We start from the raw sequence: 17,681 nt of genomic DNA on the forward strand, positions 1-17,681 counted from the left end.
CGCTCGACCGCCGGGATCCGTGGACGACGAAGGGGCTCCTCCGCTGTGGAGGAGCCCCTTCGAGAGGACGGGCTAGACGGCCTTCGTCACCAGGTTCACCAGGCGCGGCGCCCGCACGATCGCCTTGACGACCTCGCGGCTCTGCAGAGCCCGGGCGACGCCGGCCGTGGCCCGCGCCTTCTCCTCGAGCTCGTCGGACGAGATCTTGGGCGACACCTCGAGGCGGTCGCGGACCTTGCCGTCGACCTGGAGGATCGCGGTGACCTTCTCCTCGACGAGCAGCGTCGGGTCGGCCTTGCGCCAGACGACGTGCGCGACGGGGCCCTGGTAGCCCAGGCGGCTCCACATGTCCTCGGCCGTGTAGGGCGCGAAGAGGTTGAGCGCCATCGCGATGACCTCGGCGGCCTCGCGCACCGCTGCGTCGCCGCCGCCGGCACCCGAGTCGATCGTCTTGCGGGTCGCGTTGACGAGCTCCATCAAGCGCGCCACGACGACGTTGAACTTGAACGCCTCGATGAGCGAGGGCGACTCGGAGAGGAAGCGGTGGGTCTGGCGGCGGAGCGCTGCGTCGCCGTTCTTCCACTCGATGTCGGGCTTCGAGGTGACGTCCTTCGCGAGGCGCCAGGCACGTGCGAGGAACTTCGCGCTGCCCGACGGCGAGACGTCGGCCCAGTCGATGTCGTCCTCGGGCGGGCCGGCGAACGCCATGGTCAAGCGCACGGCGTCCACGCCGTACTCGTCGAGCTGCTCCGACAGGCGCACGATGTTGCCCTTGGACTTCGACATCGCGGCGCCGTCCATCTGCACCATGCCCTGGTTGAGCAGCGCCGTGAACGGCTCGGTGAAGGACACGTAGCCGAGGTCGAAGAGCACCTTGGTGATGAACCGCGCGTACAGCAGGTGCAGGATCGCGTGCGTCACGCCTCCGACGTACTGGTCGACGGGTGCCCACTTCTCGGCGAGCTTCGGATCGAAGGCCTGCGTGTCGTCGTTCGGCGACAGGAAGCGGAGGAAGTACCAGGAGGAGTCGACGAACGTGTCCATCGTGTCCGGGTCGCGGCGCGCGGGGCTGCCGTCGACCGGGTTCGGCACGTTCACCCAGCCCTCCGCCGCGCCCAGCGGGGACGAGCCCTTGGGCTGCAGGTCGAGTCCCTCGGTCGGCGGCAGCACCACCGGCAGCTGGTCCTCGGGCACGGGGATCAGCTCGCCGTTCTCGCCGTGGATGATCGGGATGGGCGTGCCCCAGTAGCGCTGGCGCGAGATCAGCCAGTCGCGGAGGCGGTAGTTCTTCGCCGAGCGGCCGCGGCCGCGCTCCTCGAGCAGCTTGATCACGCGCTCGATGGCGGTGCGCTTGGAGAGTCCGTCGAGCGGACCCGAGTTCATCAGGCGGCCGTCGCCGGTCAGGGCCTCGCCGGTGATCGCGGGGTCGGCCGAGTAGCGCGCCTCGAGAGCGGCGAGCTCCTCCGGGTCCTCGGGGATCACGGGGATCGCGCCGGTGACGGGAGCGGAGGTGTCGACGACGACGCGGACCGGCAGGTCGAAGGCGCGGGCGAAGTCGAGGTCGCGCTGGTCGTGCGCGGGCACGGCCATGACCGCGCCGTGGCCGTAGTCGGACAGCACGTAGTCGGCGGCCCAGATCGGCAGGCGCTCGCCGTTCACCGGGTTGATCGCGTAGCGGCCGAGGAACACGCCGGTCTTGGGGCGGTCGGCGGTGAGGCGCTCGATCTCGCTCGACTTCTGCACCTTCTCGAAGTACGAGCGGAACGCGTCGCGCAGCTCCGGCTCGGATCCCTCGACCAGCTCGGTGGCGAGATCGGAGTCGGGGGCGACGACCATGAACGTCGCGCCGTAGAGGGTGTCGGGGCGCGTCGTGAACACGGTGACGCGCTCGTCACGGCCCTCGATCTCGAACTCGACGTCGGCGCCGATGGAGCGGCCGATCCAGTTGCGCTGCATCGCGATGACCTTCGACGGCCACGAGCCCTCGAGCTGGTTGAGGTCGTCGAGCAGGCGGTCGGCGTAGTCGGTGATCTTGAAGTACCACTGGGTGAGCTTCTTCTTCACCACGACGGCGCCCGAGCGCTCGGACGTGCCGTCGGCGAGGACCTGCTCGTTCGCGAGGACGGTCTGGTCCACCGGGTCCCAGTTGACCCAGCTGTCCTTGCGGTAGGCCAGGCCCTTCTCGTACATCTTCAGGAACAGCCACTGGTTCCACTTGTAGTAGTCCGGGTCGGACGTGTGGATGACGCGGTCCCAGTCGAAGGAGGCGGCGTAGCGCTTCATCGAGCGCTTCTGCTGCTCGATGTTGTCGTAGGTCCAGGTGCGGGGGTTCAGTCCGCGCTTGATCGCCGCGTTCTCGGCGGGCAGGCCGAAGCTGTCCCAGCCGATCGGGTGGAGCACGTTGAAGCCCTGCTGGCGCCAGTAGCGCGCGATGACGTCGCCGAGCGCGTACGCCTCGGCGTGGCCCATGTGCAGGTCGCCGGAGGGGTACGGGAACATGTCGAGCACGTACTTGCGGGGGCGCTTGTCGTCGGGGAGGTCCGTCGAGAACGGACGGGTCTCCTCCCAGATCGGGAGCCATTTCTCTTGCAGCGCGCGGAAGTCGTAGCGGTCCTCGTCGTTCGCGCCGGTCTGCTGGGAGGTCTCGTCTGCCACAGGTGTGTCCTACTTCATCAGGGTGGGATCGGACGCGCAGCGCCCGTCGGGGGCGGCGTCCGACGAACAACCCTACTGGCCCTCAGCGGCCGGGCGACGAATCCTCCGCGACCTCGCGGGGCACTCCGAGCACGGCGAGCAGGGCCCGCGCCTTGAGCAGCGTCTCCTCGACCTCCTCCTCGGGCACGGAGAGGGCGGTGATGCCGCCGCCGGTGCCGAGGCGCGCGCGCTCGGGCTCGATCACGAGGCTCCGGATGGTCATGGCGAGGTCGATCGAGCCGTCCGAGCCGAGGCGGCCGAAGGCTCCGGAGTAGACGCCGCGCGGTCCCCCCTCCCACTCCCGGAGGAGCTCCACGGCCCGCCGCTTCGGGGCGCCCGTCATCGAGCCGGCCGGGAACGTCGCGGCGATCAGGGCGGCGACGCCGATCCCCTCCGCGGGCAGCGCCGACACCTCGCTGACGAGCTGGTGCACGTGCGGGTAGGTCTCGACCTCCAGCAGCCGGTCGACGCGGACGGAGCCGGGCCGGGCGATCCGGGCGAGATCGTTGCGGACGAGATCGACGATCATGACGTTCTCAGCGCGCTCCTTGACGCTCGCCAGCAGCTCGGCGCGCAGGGCCTCGTCCTGGGCGGCGTCGCGGCCACGGGGCCGGGTGCCCTTGATCGGATGCGTCGCCGCCCGGCCGCCCGCCTCGCGCGTCAGGAAGCGCTCGGGCGACGCGCTCACGAGCGCCCGGCCCCCGAAGCGGATCAGCCCGCCGTGATGACTCGGGCTCGAGCGGCGCAGACGCCGGTAGCACTCGACCGGATCGAACCGGCCCTCCACGACGACCTCGTTGGTGAGGCAGACTGGTACGCGTCGCCCGCGCGGATCGCGGCCTGGCAGCGGGCGATGAGAGCGGAGTAGGCGGCCCGGTCGTGCCGGCGCCGCACCGAGGACACGCGCTCGGCGGGAGCGGGATCGCGCAGGGGCTCGTCGGCGAGCGCCGCCAGCGCCGCGACCAGGCGGTCCGCCTCCGCTCGTCGCTCGACCGTCGCCACGACGCGCAGCGTGCGGGCGGCGTGGTCGAATTCCAGAACGGGGTCGCCGCGGAGCAGGACCAGCGCGGGCGGATCGGCCTCGGCCGCTCCGACGGCGGGCAGGGACACGAAGGGCGCGCCCGCCTCGTAGGAGAGGTGGCCGTAGCGCCCGAGCGCGCGGTCGCGACCGGTCGACTCCGCCTCCACTCGGAGGAGTGCCGCCGACACGTCGTGGCCGGCCTCGACGACGATCGCGTCCGAGGGGCGGCAGGACCCGAGGTAGGAGCGACCGGCGACCGCGTCGGGGCCCGAGTCGAGCCAGAAGGCCGCGTCCGCGTCGCGGTAGAGGGCGAGGAACGCCCGCTCGGGGTCGACCCACGGCAGGACGACCTCGTGCAGGCCATCGGAGAGCAGGGCGCCGACCACTGGGCTAGCGTAGGCCGTCGTGGACGGCGAGCAGGTGCGGGACTGGGACGGGCGGGAGCTCGCCTCCCCGCGCGAGCCCGGCACGGCGGCGCTGCTGGCGGCCGACTCGTGGCTCGTCGCCGACGGCCGGGTGCGCGGTCTCGAGCTGCACCGCGAGCGCTTCCTCGAGGCCGTCCTCGCGGCAGGCGGACCGGACGACGCCGGCGCGTTCTTCGACGCTTCCGTCGCCGCGCTCCCCCGCACCGGCGATCAGTTCCCCCGCGTCGAGCTCGACTCCGCCGGACTGCACCTTCGCCTGCGACCGGCTCCGCCGCGCACCCGCTCGGTCGTGCTCTGGACGAGTCCCGTGGATCCGCGGCGCGTGCCGGAGTGGAAGGGACCCGACATCGCCCGGCTCGCGCTGCTCCGGCAGCGCGCGATCGCGAACGGAGCCGACGAGGCCGTGATCCTCGACGCCGACGGCGCGATCCTCGACGGCGCGACCAGCGCGGTGCTGTGGTGGCTCGGCGACACCCTCGTCGTCCCTCCGCCCACGAGCCCCCGGGTGCGCAGCGTCACCGCCCGCACCGTCTCGGTGCTCGCGGGCGCCCTCGGCGTCGACGTGCTCGAGGCGCCGACCGAGCCGGAGTCGCTCGACGGCCGCGAGGTCTGGGTCGTCAACGCACTGCACGGCGCGCGCCTGGCGACCTCCTGGGTCGGCGGACCGGCGCTCGCCGCGGAGCCGGGCCTCTCGACGCCTGGCGCCGGCGACTCGACGCGCTCCGGCGTCCGCTGCCCTGAGGCCCGTCTCCGCGGGTGTCCCCGAGGCCGCCCGGATCGACGCAGAATGGACGGATGAGCGAGCCCGGTGACTTCCTCCGCCAGGTGCTCGCCTACGAGGGCGACGTCTGGCGGGCGCAGGACGTGCGCGAGCGACTCGGTCACGGCCTCGACGCGACCGGAGCGTCCGTGGGCGCCGTCCGCGGCAGCGTCCGCGACGCGCTGAACAAGTTCCGCGGCCTGACGCATGACGACGTCACCGCGCTCTCCTCGGAGCTCTGGGACCCGCCCGTCTTCGAGCACCGCCTCGCGGCAGTCGTCCTGCTCCAGACGCGGGTCGCGCTCCTGCGGGCGTCGGACCTCACCCGGCTCGAGGGCTTCGTCCGCGACGGACGCGTGCCCGACCTCGTCGATCCGCTGGCGACCGACGTCGTGCGCCCGCTGCGCGCCGCCCTCGACGACCGTGCGCGACGGCGGATGGACGCGGTGCTCGACCGGTGGGCGGACGAGGGCGGCATGCTCGCCCGGGCCGCGGCGCGCGTCAGGAGCTGACGACGGTCCCGTCGGACACGGCGACGCGCCGGTCGAACACCAGCGACGGATCCACGCGGTGCGCGATCAGGACGACCGTGCGGCCCTGGGCCGCCGCGAGCAGATCGGCGAGCAGCGCGTCCGCGACGGGAGCGTCGACCGACGCGGTGGGCTCGTCGAGCACCAGCACGGCGAAGTCGGCCAGCAGAGCCCGCGCGAGAGCGAGGCGCTGCGCCTGCCCGCCCGACACGAGGGAGCCGCGCTCCCCCACGCGAGCGTCGAGCCCCCCGCGGGACGCGGTCCAGGCGCCGAGTCCGACGCGGTCCAGAACGGACGAGAGCTCCTCGTCGTCGGCGGTGGGCCGCGCGAACAGGAGGTTCTGCCGGATCGTGTCGTCGAACAGGTAGGGCTGCTGCTCGACGAGGCCGACCAGTCGGCGGACGCGGGCCTGCGGGAGCGTCCTCGCCTCGACTCCGCCGACGAGGTACGAGCCGGAGTAGTCGAGGAAGCGCACGAGGGCGTGGGCGAGCGTGGTCTTGCCTGAACCGCTGGCCCCGGTCACGAGGATCCGCTCGCCCGCTCGCAACTCGAGCGACACGTGCGCGAGCGCCGGGGCCGGGCAGCCGGGCCAGGACACCGAGAGACCGCTGAGCACCAGGTCCGACCCGGAAGGGTCGGGAGCGAGCGGATCGACGTCGTCGTCGGTCGCGAGGGCGGGCGACGCGGCCTCGCGGTCGAGGTCCGCGAGACGCTGGGCGCTCGAGAGCGCGGTGCGCGCCGACTGCACCGCGAGCGGGGCGGCGGCCGCCACCTCGAAGACGGCCAGCGGCACCAGGGCGAGGACGCCCAGCGCCGGCCCGCCGAGGGCGTCCACCGAGGGGATGCCGAGGGCCAGCGACGCCCACACCGCACCGCCGGAGCAGAGTGCGAGCACCGCGGCGGCGAGGCCCGCCGACGCGGCCCGACGGCGGGCGGCTCGGGTGAGCGCCTCCTCCGCCTCCGCCACATCGGCCACCGCCTGATCGGCCGCGTCGAAGGCGATCAGCACGTCGAGACGGGTGACGAGGAGGTTGAGGCGCTCGGCCAGCTCTCCGCGCAGCGGCGCGCGCTCGCGGTCGGCGCGCGCCGACACGAGACCCGAGCCGACGGCTCCCGCTCCGAACGCCAGCAGCAGGAGACCGAGGAGCACGGCGCCGGCGGCCGGGAGCAGGAGCCAGACGCCCACCACCGCGAGCGTCGATACGACGAGCGCCACGACGAGAGGCTGCACGATGCGCAGCGGCACGTCCTGCTGCGCGTCGACGTCCGAGACGACACGCGAGACGAGATCGCCGCGGCGCACGCGGCCGAGACCGTCGGGCGCGACCGGCACGAGCCGCTCGTAGACGCCCGCCCGCAGCTCCGCGAGTGCGCGGAACGCCGCATCGTGGCCGCTGAGGCGCTCGAGGTAGCGGAAGAACGCGCGCGCGAGCGCGAAGGCGCGTACCCCGACGACCGCCATCGAGAGGAAGAGGATCGGCGGCTGCTCCGCCGCGCGGACGATCAGCCAGGCCGAGCAGGCGAGCAGGGCGACGACCGAGGCCGAGGAGAGCAAGCCGAAGGAGAGCCCGGGCAGGAAGCGGCGCGCCGGCGGCATCGCCGCGCGGAGGACGTCGGCGCGCTTCACCGGAGCACCGCCTCGGCGCTCGAGAGCGCGAGCACGGCGTCGGCCGCGGCGATCGTGGCGGGGCGGTGCGTGGCGACGATCACGGTCGCGCCCTCGTCGGCCAGCATGCGGAGCCCCGCGAGCAGCCTCCGCTCCGAGGCGTCGTCGAGCGCCGCCGTCGGCTCGTCGAGCAGGAGCAGCGCGCCGTCGCGCTCCAGCAGCCGGTGGATCGCGCGGGCCACGGCCACGCGCGCGCTCTGCCCACCCGAGAGCCCGGTGCCCTCTGCGTCGACGCGGCGCGACGGGTCGACGTCCACGGCCGCCAGCCGGAGCGCGCGGTCGAGGCGGGCGGGATCGATCGATCGGGCGCCGAGAGTCGTGTTCGAAGCGACCGTGCCCGGCAGCAGGTCGGCGCGCTGCCCCGCCCAGGCGACCCGGTCGCGCAGGGCGGCGGGCGCGACAAGCTCCCCGCCGAGCAGCACCGTCCCCTCGGCGGGGACGAACCCCGCGAGGACGGCGAGGAGGGTGGACTTGCCCGATCCGCTGGCGCCGGTCAGAGCGGTGATCGTGCCGACGGTGAACGTCGCGTCCACCGGGGCGAGCACGCGGCCCGAGCCGTCGTCGACCGAGACGCCGCGCAACTCCAGATCACCGCGCGCCGCCCCGCCCTCGGGCGCCGCCGGCAGGAGTGCCGCCCGCTCGATCACCGCGAACGCCTCGTCGGCCGCCTGCACGCCGTCCGCCGCCGCGTGGAACTCGGCGCCGACCTGCCGGACCGGCAGGAACACGTCCGGGGCCAGCACCAGCACGAAGAGGCCGACCGCCAGTCCCAGCGATCCGTCGACCAGCCGAAGGCCGATCGAGACGGCGACGAGGGCGACCGACAGCGACCCGGCCAGCTCGAGCACGAATCCGCTCACGAAGGTGACCCGCAGCACCTTCATGGTGTGCACGCGGTAGTCCTCGGTCAGAGAGCGGATGCGCGCCGCCTGGCGCTCGGCCCGGCCGAAGATCTTGAGCGTGGCCAGCCCGCCGACCGTGTCGACGAAGCCCGACGCGAGCGCCTGGAGCCGGTCCCACTGGCGCTTCTGCACCGCCTGCGTCGCCCAGCCGATCAGGATCATGAAGACCGGGATGAGCGGCAGCGTGACGATCAGGAACAGCGCGCTGAGCGGATCCGCGAGCAGTACCACCCCGACCAGGATCGGAGTCGTGACCGCCGTGGCGATCAGCTGCGGCAGGTAGCGGGCGAAGTAGCCGTCCAGCGCGTCGAGCCCGCCTCCGAGCAGCGCGACGACGCCCCCGGAGCCGCCGGCCGGCCGCCCCGACGGACCGAGCGCCACGAGGGCCCCGAGCACCGCCGCGCGCAGCTGCGCCTTCGCCCCCACTCCGCCGCGCACCGCGTTCACCTCGGTCGCCCATGCCAGGGCCGCCCGCGCGGCGACCACGGCGAGCAGCGCGCCGAGCAGCGGAGTGAGCTCCCGGGCCGAACGCCCGTCGACCGCTCCCGACACGAGCTGCGCGACCAGCCACGCGAACGCGATCGCGCCGAGCGTGCGGGCGAGCGCGAGGGCACCACCGAGCACGAGGAACAGGCGCGCGGCGCGGGCGTAGCGGAGCAGCCGCGGATCGAGGGGCTTCACGGACGAGGGGCGGTCACGTCAGTGCGCGTCCACCGGGATCTGCGTCCGGGTGATGCGCTTGCGGAAGATCCAGTAGGTCCAGGCCTGGTAGCCGACGATGAGCGGCACGAACACCAGGGCGGTCCAACTCATGACCGTCAGCGTATACGGGGTGCTCGAGGCGTTCTCGATGGTGAGGCTGTTCGCGACGTCGTTCGACGCGGGCATGACCGCCGGGAACAGCGTGGTGAAGAGCGCGAGCACCGCGAGGGCGATGGTGCCGGCGAGCAGCGCGAAGGCGCGTCCCTCCCGCCCCCGGATGTTCGCGAGCCAGGCCAGGATCAGCGCGCCGGCGGCGGCGAGCGAGAGCAGCCACGAGGGGCCGTTCCCCGACTGCAGGTTCGTCCAGGCGAGGAACACCGCCGCGACCACGATGGTCAGCAGCCCCGCCTTCGTCGCCAGCCGTCGTGCCCGCTCGCGGATCGCGCCGTCCGTCTTGAGCGAGACGAAGACCACTCCGTGGGTGAAGAACAGCAGGAGGGTCGTCGATCCGCCCAGCAGCGCGTACGGGTTCAGCAGGTCGAAGACGGTGCCGGTGTAGTTGTGGTCGGCATCCAGCGGCACGCCCTGCACGATGTTCGCGAAGGCGACGCCCCAGAGGAACGCGGGCAGCGCCGAGCCGACCACGATCATCCGGTCGAACCGCGACTTCCACTGCGCCTCCGGGCGCTGGTGGCGGTACTCGAACGAGACTCCGCGCGCGATCAGCGCGAGCAGGATCAGCAGCAGCGGCAGGTAGAACCCGCTGAACAGCGTCGCGTACCACTCCGGGAACGCCGCGAACATGGCGGCGCCCGCGACGATGACCCAGGTCTCGTTGAGGTCCCACACGGGCCCGATCGTGTTGATCAGGACGCGGCGGTCGGTGTCGTCGCGCCCGAGGAACGGGAGCGACATGCCGACGCCGAAGTCGAAGCCGTCGAGGACGAAGTAGCCGATGAAGAACGCGGCGACGATCCAGAACCAGAGAGTGGGGAGATCCACGGGTGCCTCCTAGTAGACGGTGCCGACGAGCTGCGGGCGACCGCTCTCCTCGTCGACCTCGGGAGCGTCGTCCGGGCCGGCCTGCGCCGCCCGCGTGATGAGCCGGAACTCCACGACCGCGAGCGTGCCGTAGATGGCGGTGAAGGAGAGGAGCGAGATCAGCACCTCGACGCCGCTGACGCCGGGAGAAACGCCGTCGGCGGTCTTCAGCAGGCCGAAGACCAGCCACGGCTGGCGGCCCATCTCGGTGAAGACCCAGCCCACGATCATCGCGAACAGGGGCAGCGGAGCGGCCCAGATCGCGATCCTCCACATCCACTGCTTCGGCTCGCGGCCCTTGCGGGTGAACCAGAGGCCGGCGGCGGCGACGCCGATCGCGAAGACGCCGAGCGCCATCATCCAGCGGAACGACCAGTAGGTGACCCAGATGATCGGCGTGTAGTCGCCGGGGCCGTAGACCTGCTCGTACTGAGCCTGCAGGTCGTTGATGCCCTCGACGGTGCCGGTGAAGGTGTGGGTCGAGAGGAACGAGAGCAGATACGGGATGCGGATCGAGAACAGCTCGCTCGAGCCGTCGGGCGTGCCCCAGGTGAAGACCGAGAACGAGGCGTCCACGCCGGTCGAGGTGCGGTAGAGCGCCTCGGCGGCGGCCATCTTCATCGGCTGCGTGTCGACCATGGCGAGGCCGAGCTGGTCGCCGGTCACCAGGGTCAGCGCACCGCTGACGAGCATCATCCAGGCGCCGAACCTCAGGGCCGGGCGCATGGTCTCGAGGTGCTGGTTGCGCGAGAGGTGGTAGGCGGCGACGCTGATGATCACCGCGGCCGAGACCATGAAGCAGGCGAAGACCGTGTGCGGGAACGCCGCGAGCGCGACCTTGTTCGTGAGCAGCGCCCAGATGTCCGTGAGCTCGGCCCGGCCCTTCGCCTCGTTGATCTCGAAGCCGACCGGATTCTGCATGAAGGCGTTCGCGGCGATGATGAAGTAGGCCGAGAGCGTCGTGCCGAGCGAGGTGAGCCAGATGGTCGCGAGGTGGAGCTTCTCGGGCAGCTTGTCCCAGCCGAAGATCCAGAGGCCGATGAACGTCGCCTCCAGGAAGAACGCGAGCAGTCCCTCGAACGCGAGCGGAGCGCCGAACACGTCGCCGACGAAGCGCGAGTAGTCGCTCCAGTTCATGCCGAACTGGAACTCCTGGACGATGCCGGTCACGACGCCCATGGCGAAGTTGATCAGGAAGAGCTTCCCGAAGAACTTGGTGAGCTGCAGGTAGTGGATCTTGGAGGTCCGCACCCAGGCGGTCTGGAAGATCGCGACGGTGAGCGCCATGCCGATCGTCAGGGGCACGAAGAGGAAGTGGTAGATCGTCGTCAGGCCGAACTGCCACCTCGACAGCAGGAGCGGATCCAGGAGTTCGTTCACAGCCCCGAGCCTAGGTCGGCGAGGGGAGCCCGATGCCCTCCGATCCCAGTACTGGAGCGGATGTGCGGCCCTCCAGCGCCCGCTGACGACACCCATCCGCGGGTGGTCCTCGACCCCTTCACGAGCCGCTCGTGCAGCAGGTCTGTCGACGTCGAGAGGGAGTGTCTCGACGTCGAGGAACACCTCCGCCGGGCGACGGGCGAGCAGCCCTCCGCGCCGACAGGGCCGCCGCCGCACTCCTCTCGACGGCGAGCGACTCCGCCGGATCGTCGAACCTGAGGAAGTCGACGATCGGCGCACGGTGGATTCCCAGGTTGCACGGACGAAACGGGAGCAGTGAACATCCGTTCGCCGCCCCCGGCACCCGCACCGGCGTCCTCGCACCGCACGCCCTGCGACGACCCGTACGCTTTATCCATGCCGAGCAAGGGGAGCTACGCCAAGGGTGTCGCCAAGCGCGAGGAGATCCTGCAGACCGCACTCGAGGTGTTCTCGCGCCAGGGGTACCGCAAGGCCTCGCTGCGCGAGATCTCGGAGGCGGTGGGTCTGACGCAGGCGGGCCTCCTGCACTACTTCGACTCGAAGGAGGAGCTCTTCGCCGAGGTCCTCCGCAAGCGCGACGAGCTCGACAGCGCCGCCTACGATCTGGGGCGCACCGGCGACGCCGCGATCGAGCAGCTGGTGCGGCTCATCCGGCACAACAGCGACGTGCCCGGTCTCGTCCACCTCTACGCCACGCTCTCGGCCGAGGGGACGGACGAGTCCCACCCCGCGCACCCCTACTTCCTCGAGCGCTACCGCACGGTCACCGAGACGCTCGCCTCACGGGTGCGCGAGGACCAGCTCGAGGGCCTCATCGCCGAGGACGTCGACCCCGAGACCGCCGCGCGCATGATCATCGCCCTGTCCGACGGGCTGCAGGTCCAGTGGCTCCTCGACGACTCGGTCGACATGGGCTCGATCGTCGAGACGTTCTGGGCGCTGCTCAAGCGCGTGCGCTGAGGCCCGGGCCCCGATGAACGACGCCCTGAGCGCGATCCTCGACTTCGTCGTCGCGGTGCCGCCCGTGTGGCGCACGCTCCTGGCCGGACTCGCGATCTTCCTCGAGACGACGATCCTCGCGGGGCTGATCGTTCCCGGGGACACGGTGGTGATCGTCAGTGCGACCGGCGTCACCACTCCCCTGCAGTTCCTGGCGCTCGCCGTCGCGGTGATCGTCGGAGCGCTCGGGGGCGAGTCGGTCGGCTTCGCGCTCGGCCGGTTCTTCGGACCGCGGATCCGCGCCTCGCGCCTCGGGCGGCGCCTGGGCGAGAAGAACTGGCTGCGCGCCGAGCGCTACCTCGCCCGGCGCGGCGGGATCGCCGTGTTCCTCTCGCGCTTCCTGCCCGTGCTGCACTCGCTCATCCCGCTCACCGTCGGGATGAGCGGCATGACCTACCGCACCTTCATGGCGTGGACGGCGCCCGCGTGCGTCATCTGGTCCTTCGCGTACGTCGGAGTCGGCACCGCGTCGCAGGCGGGTACCGCGAGCTCGCGGACACGCTGCACTGGGCCGGATACCTCTTCGTCGGCGTGATCGTGCTCTTCGTCCTGCTCGTCGTCGGCGGCAAGAAGCTGCTCTCACGGGCAGAGGCGCGCCACCTCGACGAGTGACGCGCCTCTGCGCGGTGCGATCGGCCGGAGCCGTTCAGGGCATCGGCCCCGGGTCAGCCCAGCAGGCCGGCCGAGGTGAGCCACTCGGTCGCGATGGACGCGGCCGACTTCTGCTCGTTCACGCTCTCGGAGTTGAGCGAGACCAGGTCCTCGGCGGTCAGCTTCGCGCTGACCTCGTTCAGCACCTCGGCCGCGTCGTCCTCGACCTTGTCGGAGACGATCGGCACCACGTTGTCGGCCACGAACAGGCCGTCGGGGTCCTCGAGGGGCAGCAGATCGTTCGACTCGATGTTCGGGTCGGCGGTGTAGATGTTCGCGAGCTGGATCTGGTTGCTCGTCAGCGCGTCGACCGTGGTCGATCCGCCGCTGTCCTCGATCGCCTGGAACGTGGTCGCGACGCCGTACTTCTCGAGCAGCGCGTCGGGCCCGTAGGGGCGCGTCTGCAGCTCGGAGTTTCCGCCCAGCACGATCGGGTCGGTCACGGTGGAGAGCGAGGCGATGTCGGAGAGGCCCCACTGGTCGGCGAAGGCCTGGGTGACCGTGTACGAGTTCTGGTCGCTGGCGTCCGCCGCGTCCAGGGCGCGCAGGCCGTCGGGCAGCGCCTCGGTCAGCGCCGAGTACACGTCGTCCGCCATGGTCGCGGTGGTGTCGGGCTCGAGCGCCTGGAGCAGGCTGCCGCCGTACTCGGGGAAGACGTCGATCGAGCCGCTCTCGATCTCGGGGAGGTAGATCTCGCGCTGTCCGATGCGGAAGTCGCGCTGCACGGTGAAACCGCCGTCCTCCAGCGCCTGCGCGTAGATCTCGGCGACGATCTCGTTCGAGTAGTAGTCCTGCGAGCCGATGACGATCGTGTCGCCGCCCTCGGCGGCACCCGATCCCTCGTCCAGCGGATCGCTCGAGGAACACCCTGCCAGTGCCACGACGGCACCGACCGCGAGTGCGCCGAGCGCGACACGGCCCTTCGTGAAGTGTGCTGTGAACATTGCTATTTCCTCTCTTCGGTGGGGATCCCCACCACCGCGCGTCGTCGGGGCGACGAGGCGCGGATGCTCGAACGGCCGGCGGCGCTGCCGGCGAGACCCAGGACCACTCCGCGCGGGACGGCCACGCGCTGGAGGACGGCGTAGACGACCTCGCTGATCAGAGTGAGCACGATGACGATGATCGACCCGGCGAGCATCTGCGGGTAGTCCCCCGCCTTCACTCCCTGGAAGATGTAGCGGCCGAGGCCGCCGGCGCCGATGAAGTCGGCGAGCGTGGCGGTGGCGATGATCTGGAGCGTCGCGGAGCGCAGGCCCCCCATCAGCAGCGGCAGTCCGAGCGGGATCTCGACCTTGGTCAGGATCTGCCACTCCGTCATGCCGACCGAGCGGGCGGCGTCGACGGTGCGCCGGTCGACCGCTTCGAGGCCGGAGTAGGCGCCCGCGAGGATCGACGGGATCGCCAGGATCACCAGCGCGATCAGCGGCGCGCCGAGCCCGAGACCCAGGCTCATCGCCGCGAGCACGAGGACGCCGAGCGTCGGCAGGGCGCGCAGGCCGCCAGCGACGGGGACGGCGATGCCCTTGCCCTTGCCGGTGTGGCCGATCAGGTAGCCGAGGGGGATCGCGATCACCGCCGCGATCACGAGCACGAGCAGGCTGATGCCCAGGTGCTGGATCACGCGGGTCGGGATCCCGTAGATCCCGGTCCAGTGCTCCGGGTCGCCGATCCAGGCGAACGCCTCGAGGATGAGGTTCACGCCGTCACCGCCGTCCGGTCGGCCGGCGCTCTGCGCGCCGAGCGGGCGCGATCGGCGGCGGTCCACGGCATCAGCAGCCGGCCCAGGAGGACCAGGACCGCGTCGAGCGCGAGCGCCAGCGCGATGGTGAGGACGATGCCGGAGACGATCTCCCCCGTGATGCCGCGCTGGAAGCCGTCGGTGAAGAGGAGCCCGAGGCTCTGGATGCCGAGCACGGCGCCGACCGTCACGAGACTGACCGTGCTGACGGTGACCACGCGCAGCCCCGAGAGCAGCACGGGACCGGCGAGCGGGAACTCGACCTTCCAGAACCGCGCCCACGCGGAGTAGCCCATCGCCGTCGCCGACTGGATCACGTCGTCCGACACGGCCGACAGCGCGTCCGCCGTCGTGCGGACCATGAGGGCGATCCCGTAGAGGGTCAGGCCGATGATGACGTTCGCCGTCGAGCGCAGCGGGATGCCCAGCACGGCCGGCAGCAGGATGAACATCGCCAGCGACGGGATCGCGTAGAGCACCCCGAGCGCGGTGAGCAGGGTGCCGCGACTCCAGCGGAACCGGTTGGCGAACCAGCCGAACGGCACCGAGATCACGAACGACAGCAGGATCGGCGGCACCGAGAGGACCAGGTGCGCGATCAGGTTCGCGACGATGGAGTCGACGTTGTTGACGACCCAGTTCACGCCGTGCCGCCGTCCGCGGCGCGGAGCACCCCGGTCGCCCGGCCGTCGCCGTCGACGACCAGGCGCGCGCCGTCGCGCTCCTCGATGTGCAGGGAGCGCTTGCCGCGGTCGGCGCCGATGAACCCGGCGACGAAGTCGCTCGCGGGGGCGGCGAGGATCTCGGCGGGCGAGCCCTTCTGCGCGATCCGGCCGCCCTTCTCGAGGATCACGACCTGATCGCCGAGCAGGAACGCCTCGTCGATGTCGTGGGTGACGAAGACGACGGTCTTGTCGAGCTCGCGCTGCAGTCGGAGGGTCTCGCGCTGCAGGTCGGCGCGCACGAGCGGGTCGACGGCGCCGAAGGGCTCGTCCATCAGCAGGATGTTGGGGTCGACGGCGAGGCCGCGGGCGACTCCGACGCGCTGCTGCTGGCCGCCCGAGAGCTGGCTCGGGTAGCGGGCGGCGAGCGAGCGGTCCAGTCCCACCGTGTCCATCAGCTCGAGGGCGCGCTCGTGGGCCGTGCGCTTCGCGACCCCGTTCAGCCGGGGCACGGTCGCGATGTTGTCCACGACCCTCCTGTGCGGCAGGAGGCCCGAGTTCTGCATCACGTAGCCGATGCGCCGACGCAGCGCCACGGCCGGCAGGGTCGAGATGTCCTCGCCGTCGATCTCGATCGTGCCGCCGGTGGGCTCGATCATGCGGTTGATCATTCGGAGGATCGTGGTCTTGCCGCAGCCTGAGGAGCCGGCGAAGACGGTGGTGCGGCGCGACGGCAGCACGAGCGAGAAGTCGTCGACCGCCCGGGTGCCGTCCGGGTACTGCTTGCTCACTCCGCGGAATTCGATCACGCCTGTGCCTGCCCTCGCTCCGCCGTACCGGGCTCGTCCCGTACTCGGCCCCGTGGGACCCGGCAGTCAGCCAAACATCATTCGGAGGCACCCGCCAACCGGATGGCGGAGTGTTGCGGACCGGCCCCGGAGGGACTAGGCCCCGTCAGCCCTCGACGGGCCCGTAGTGCATCGACAGGTAGTTGCGCAGCAGTGCGCGGCTCTCGTCGATGAAGCGCTGGTCGCCGTTCGGGTCGATGAGGAACGCCCGCGTGAGCAGGGCGTCGGCCACCTCGACGGTGACCTCGAGTCGGAACGAGAGCTGGGCTCCGCCCGGCAGGCCGTACTCGGAGGCGAGGATCTCGGCGAAGCGGCGGGCGAAGAACCCGGCTTCGAACGCCTCGCCCGCGACCTCGGGAGCGTGGATGGTGTCGACGAAGCGGATCGAGCGGAAGCCTGCCTCGGTGCGGTGCATGTCGCAGAAGGCGTCGACCGCGCAGTCCACGGCGCCCCACCAGTTGTCGGGGCGGGTGTCGCGGATCTCGGTGATGACCTTCTTGCGGAAGCGCTCGAGCGCCCGCTCGCGCAGGGCCTGCAGCACCGCGATGCGGTCGGGGAAGTAGCGGTAGACGGTGCCGATCGCGGCGCCGGCGCGCTCGGCGACCATGGCGGTCGTCAGCCGGTCGAAGCCGACCTCGTCGACCACGGCGGCGGCGGCGTCGAGGAGCGAGGCGAGGCGCGCGGCGCTGCGGACCTGGACGGGCTCGTTGCGGACCTGGGGGGATTCGCCGAAGGGTCGATCCACGAGATTTCCTAGAGGCACGGCGGGCTCCTTCGCTGACGGTTCCTACAATCGTACGCACGCGGACACGCCGTCCGCGTCACTTCGCCGAATGTCCCTCGTGTTCAGCGCCCCCCGATGGGCGACGCCGTGTGCGGAGGCACCGCCCTCATCAGGAGGACCCATGTGCGGACGCTTCGTCCTCTCGCAGACCACGGCCGACCTCGTCGCGCTCTTCGACATCGACGACGTGGGCGAGGACCTGCCCGGCCCGTCGTGGAACATCGCGCCGACGCAGCGGATCCCCGTGGTCGCCGAGTCGATGAAGGGCGTCGAGGAGGGCAGCCCGCCCCGGCGGCGCCTGGCCGGAGCCCGCTGGGGCCTGGTGCCGCGGTCCGCCGCCGATCCGTCGGCCGGAGCACCGCTGTTCAACGCGCGGATCGAGTCCGTCGCCGAGAAGCCGGCGTTCCGCGAGTCCTACGCGGCACGGCGGGCGATCGTGCCCGCCTCCGGCTGGTACGAGTGGCGCGCGGGTGCCGATGGGGCGAAGACCCCGGTCTTCGTCTCGCCCGGCGGCGACTCGGTGGTGCTCTTCGCGGGCGTGTACGAGTGGTGGCGGGCCGCGGCTCCCGGCTCCCCCTGGCTGCTGTCGGCCACGATCCTCACCCGGCCCTCGGCGGGCCCGCTGGTCGACGTGCACGAGCGGATGCCCGTGCTGCTGCAGCCGGAGCTCATCGAGGACTGGCTCGACCCGCTGGCCGAGCCCGACGGCTCGCTCCTGCGCGCGGCCGCCGACGGCGCGGCGGAGCTGGCGGAGGAGCTCGAGGTCGCGGAGGTCGGCCCCGCGGTCGGCACCGTGTCGAACAACGGGCCGGAGCTGATCCGCCCCGTCTGAC

16 protein-coding genes and 1 pseudogene are annotated in these 17,681 nt (G+C 71.8%); 5 read left to right on the forward strand and 12 right to left on the reverse strand.

Translation table 11 applies throughout. The annotated features are described in order from the left end of the window. Positions 1–72: 72 nt before the first annotated feature. From leuS to B0T42_RS21310, 3 genes are all read right to left on the reverse strand, one after another. On the reverse strand, positions 73–2,655 hold the full coding sequence (leuS, locus tag B0T42_RS10815; protein ID WP_077223154.1) for a leucine--tRNA ligase: 2,583 nt from the start codon (positions 2,653–2,655) through the stop codon (positions 73–75). A gap of 82 nt (positions 2,656–2,737) precedes the next feature. Beyond that, a complete protein-coding gene (locus B0T42_RS21305; RefSeq protein WP_236720229.1) occupies positions 2,738–3,481 on the reverse strand; it encodes an anthranilate synthase component I family protein in 744 nt (247 codons plus the stop codon). Further along, entirely contained in the window at positions 3,406–4,101 is a 696-nt protein-coding gene (locus B0T42_RS21310) for a hypothetical protein (protein WP_236720230.1), read from the reverse strand. The genes B0T42_RS21305 and B0T42_RS21310 overlap by 76 nt, the downstream gene beginning before the upstream one ends. A gap of 19 nt (positions 4,102–4,120) precedes the next feature. Here B0T42_RS21310 and B0T42_RS10825 point away from each other — a divergent pair, with 19 nt between their 5' ends. Beyond that, positions 4,121–4,939, forward strand: a complete 819-nt coding sequence (locus tag B0T42_RS10825; protein WP_094742739.1) for an aminotransferase class IV — start codon at positions 4,121–4,123, stop codon at positions 4,937–4,939. Further along, complete coding sequence (locus B0T42_RS10830; protein ID WP_077223155.1) at positions 4,936–5,412, forward strand: DNA alkylation repair protein; 477 nt, start codon at positions 4,936–4,938, stop codon at positions 5,410–5,412. The genes B0T42_RS10825 and B0T42_RS10830 overlap by 4 nt, the downstream gene beginning before the upstream one ends. Here the strand turns inward: B0T42_RS10830 and cydC are convergent. The 4 genes from cydC to B0T42_RS10850 are packed head-to-tail and all read right to left on the reverse strand — an operon-like array spanning position 5,402 to position 11,121. Next, positions 5,402–7,057 (reverse strand): thiol reductant ABC exporter subunit CydC, encoded by a 1,656-nt coding sequence (gene cydC, locus B0T42_RS10835; protein WP_269087518.1) that lies wholly within the window; start codon positions 7,055–7,057, stop codon positions 5,402–5,404. The two genes, B0T42_RS10830 and cydC, sit on opposite strands and share 11 nt — an antisense overlap. Next, a complete protein-coding gene (cydD, locus tag B0T42_RS10840) occupies positions 7,054–8,679 on the reverse strand; it encodes a thiol reductant ABC exporter subunit CydD (RefSeq protein ID WP_077223156.1) in 1,626 nt (541 codons plus the stop codon). The genes cydC and cydD overlap by 4 nt, the downstream gene beginning before the upstream one ends. An 18-nt stretch (positions 8,680–8,697) precedes the next feature. Next, the gene (gene cydB, locus B0T42_RS10845) at positions 8,698–9,702 is read right to left on the reverse strand and encodes a cytochrome d ubiquinol oxidase subunit II (RefSeq protein ID WP_077223157.1); all 1,005 of its coding nucleotides are present in this window, start codon (positions 9,700–9,702) and stop codon (positions 8,698–8,700) included. Positions 9,703–9,711: 9 nt separating this feature from the next. Next, a complete protein-coding gene (locus B0T42_RS10850) occupies positions 9,712–11,121 on the reverse strand; it encodes a cytochrome ubiquinol oxidase subunit I (RefSeq protein WP_077223158.1) in 1,410 nt (469 codons plus the stop codon). A 417-nt stretch (positions 11,122–11,538) separates the two neighbouring features. Here B0T42_RS10850 and B0T42_RS10855 point away from each other — a divergent pair, with 417 nt between their 5' ends. Next, complete coding sequence (locus tag B0T42_RS10855; protein ID WP_077223159.1) at positions 11,539–12,123, forward strand: TetR/AcrR family transcriptional regulator; 585 nt, start codon at positions 11,539–11,541, stop codon at positions 12,121–12,123. 13 nt (positions 12,124–12,136) lie between these two features. Continuing rightward, a pseudogene (locus B0T42_RS10860) lies at positions 12,137–12,774 on the forward strand (DedA family protein). 53 nt (positions 12,775–12,827) lie between these two features. Here the strand turns inward: B0T42_RS10860 and B0T42_RS10865 are convergent. The 5 genes from B0T42_RS10865 to B0T42_RS10885 all read right to left on the reverse strand — a co-directional run bounded on the left by B0T42_RS10865 (position 12,828) and on the right by B0T42_RS10885 (position 16,809). Then, positions 12,828–13,757: an ABC transporter substrate-binding protein gene (locus B0T42_RS10865; RefSeq protein WP_077223160.1), complete on the reverse strand. Its 930-nt coding sequence runs from the start codon at positions 13,755–13,757 to the stop codon at positions 12,828–12,830. Between the two features lie 2 nt (positions 13,758–13,759). Further along, positions 13,760–14,515, reverse strand: a complete 756-nt coding sequence (locus tag B0T42_RS10870; RefSeq protein WP_077223168.1) for an ABC transporter permease — start codon at positions 14,513–14,515, stop codon at positions 13,760–13,762. Continuing rightward, the gene (locus B0T42_RS10875; protein ID WP_077223161.1) at positions 14,512–15,198 is read right to left on the reverse strand and encodes an ABC transporter permease; all 687 of its coding nucleotides are present in this window, start codon (positions 15,196–15,198) and stop codon (positions 14,512–14,514) included. Before B0T42_RS10875 ends, B0T42_RS10870 begins: the two co-directional genes overlap by 4 nt. Continuing rightward, positions 15,195–16,025 (reverse strand): ABC transporter ATP-binding protein, encoded by an 831-nt coding sequence (locus B0T42_RS10880; protein WP_077223162.1) that lies wholly within the window; start codon positions 16,023–16,025, stop codon positions 15,195–15,197. The genes B0T42_RS10875 and B0T42_RS10880 overlap by 4 nt, the downstream gene beginning before the upstream one ends. Positions 16,026–16,170: 145 nt before the next feature. Beyond that, positions 16,171–16,809 carry a TetR/AcrR family transcriptional regulator gene (locus tag B0T42_RS10885; protein ID WP_236720231.1) on the reverse strand — a complete coding sequence of 213 codons (639 nt, stop codon included), beginning with the start codon at positions 16,807–16,809 and terminating at the stop codon, positions 16,171–16,173. Between the two features lie 160 nt (positions 16,810–16,969). Here B0T42_RS10885 and B0T42_RS10890 point away from each other — a divergent pair, with 160 nt between their 5' ends. Beyond that, the gene (locus B0T42_RS10890) at positions 16,970–17,680 is read left to right on the forward strand and encodes an SOS response-associated peptidase (protein WP_077223164.1); all 711 of its coding nucleotides are present in this window, start codon (positions 16,970–16,972) and stop codon (positions 17,678–17,680) included. Position 17,681: the final 1 nt, after the last annotated feature.

The organism is Rathayibacter rhapontici (assembly GCF_001995175.1).
Classification (GTDB): Bacteria; Actinomycetota; Actinomycetes; order Actinomycetales; family Microbacteriaceae; genus Rathayibacter.

What these genes read in the sequence shown, in the direction of transcription:
- B0T42_RS10890 (WP_077223164.1), top strand. Translation starts at nt 16,970, where the DNA reads ATGTGCGGACGCTTCGTCCTCTCGCAGACCACGGCCGACCTCGTCGCG.
- B0T42_RS10855 (WP_077223159.1), top strand. Translation starts at nt 11,539, where the DNA reads ATGCCGAGCAAGGGGAGCTACGCCAAGGGTGTCGCCAAGCGCGAGGAG.
- B0T42_RS10865 (WP_077223160.1), bottom strand. Translation starts at nt 13,757, where the DNA reads ATGTTCACAGCACACTTCACGAAGGGCCGTGTCGCGCTCGGCGCACTC.
- B0T42_RS10830 (WP_077223155.1), top strand. Translation starts at nt 4,936, where the DNA reads ATGAGCGAGCCCGGTGACTTCCTCCGCCAGGTGCTCGCCTACGAGGGC.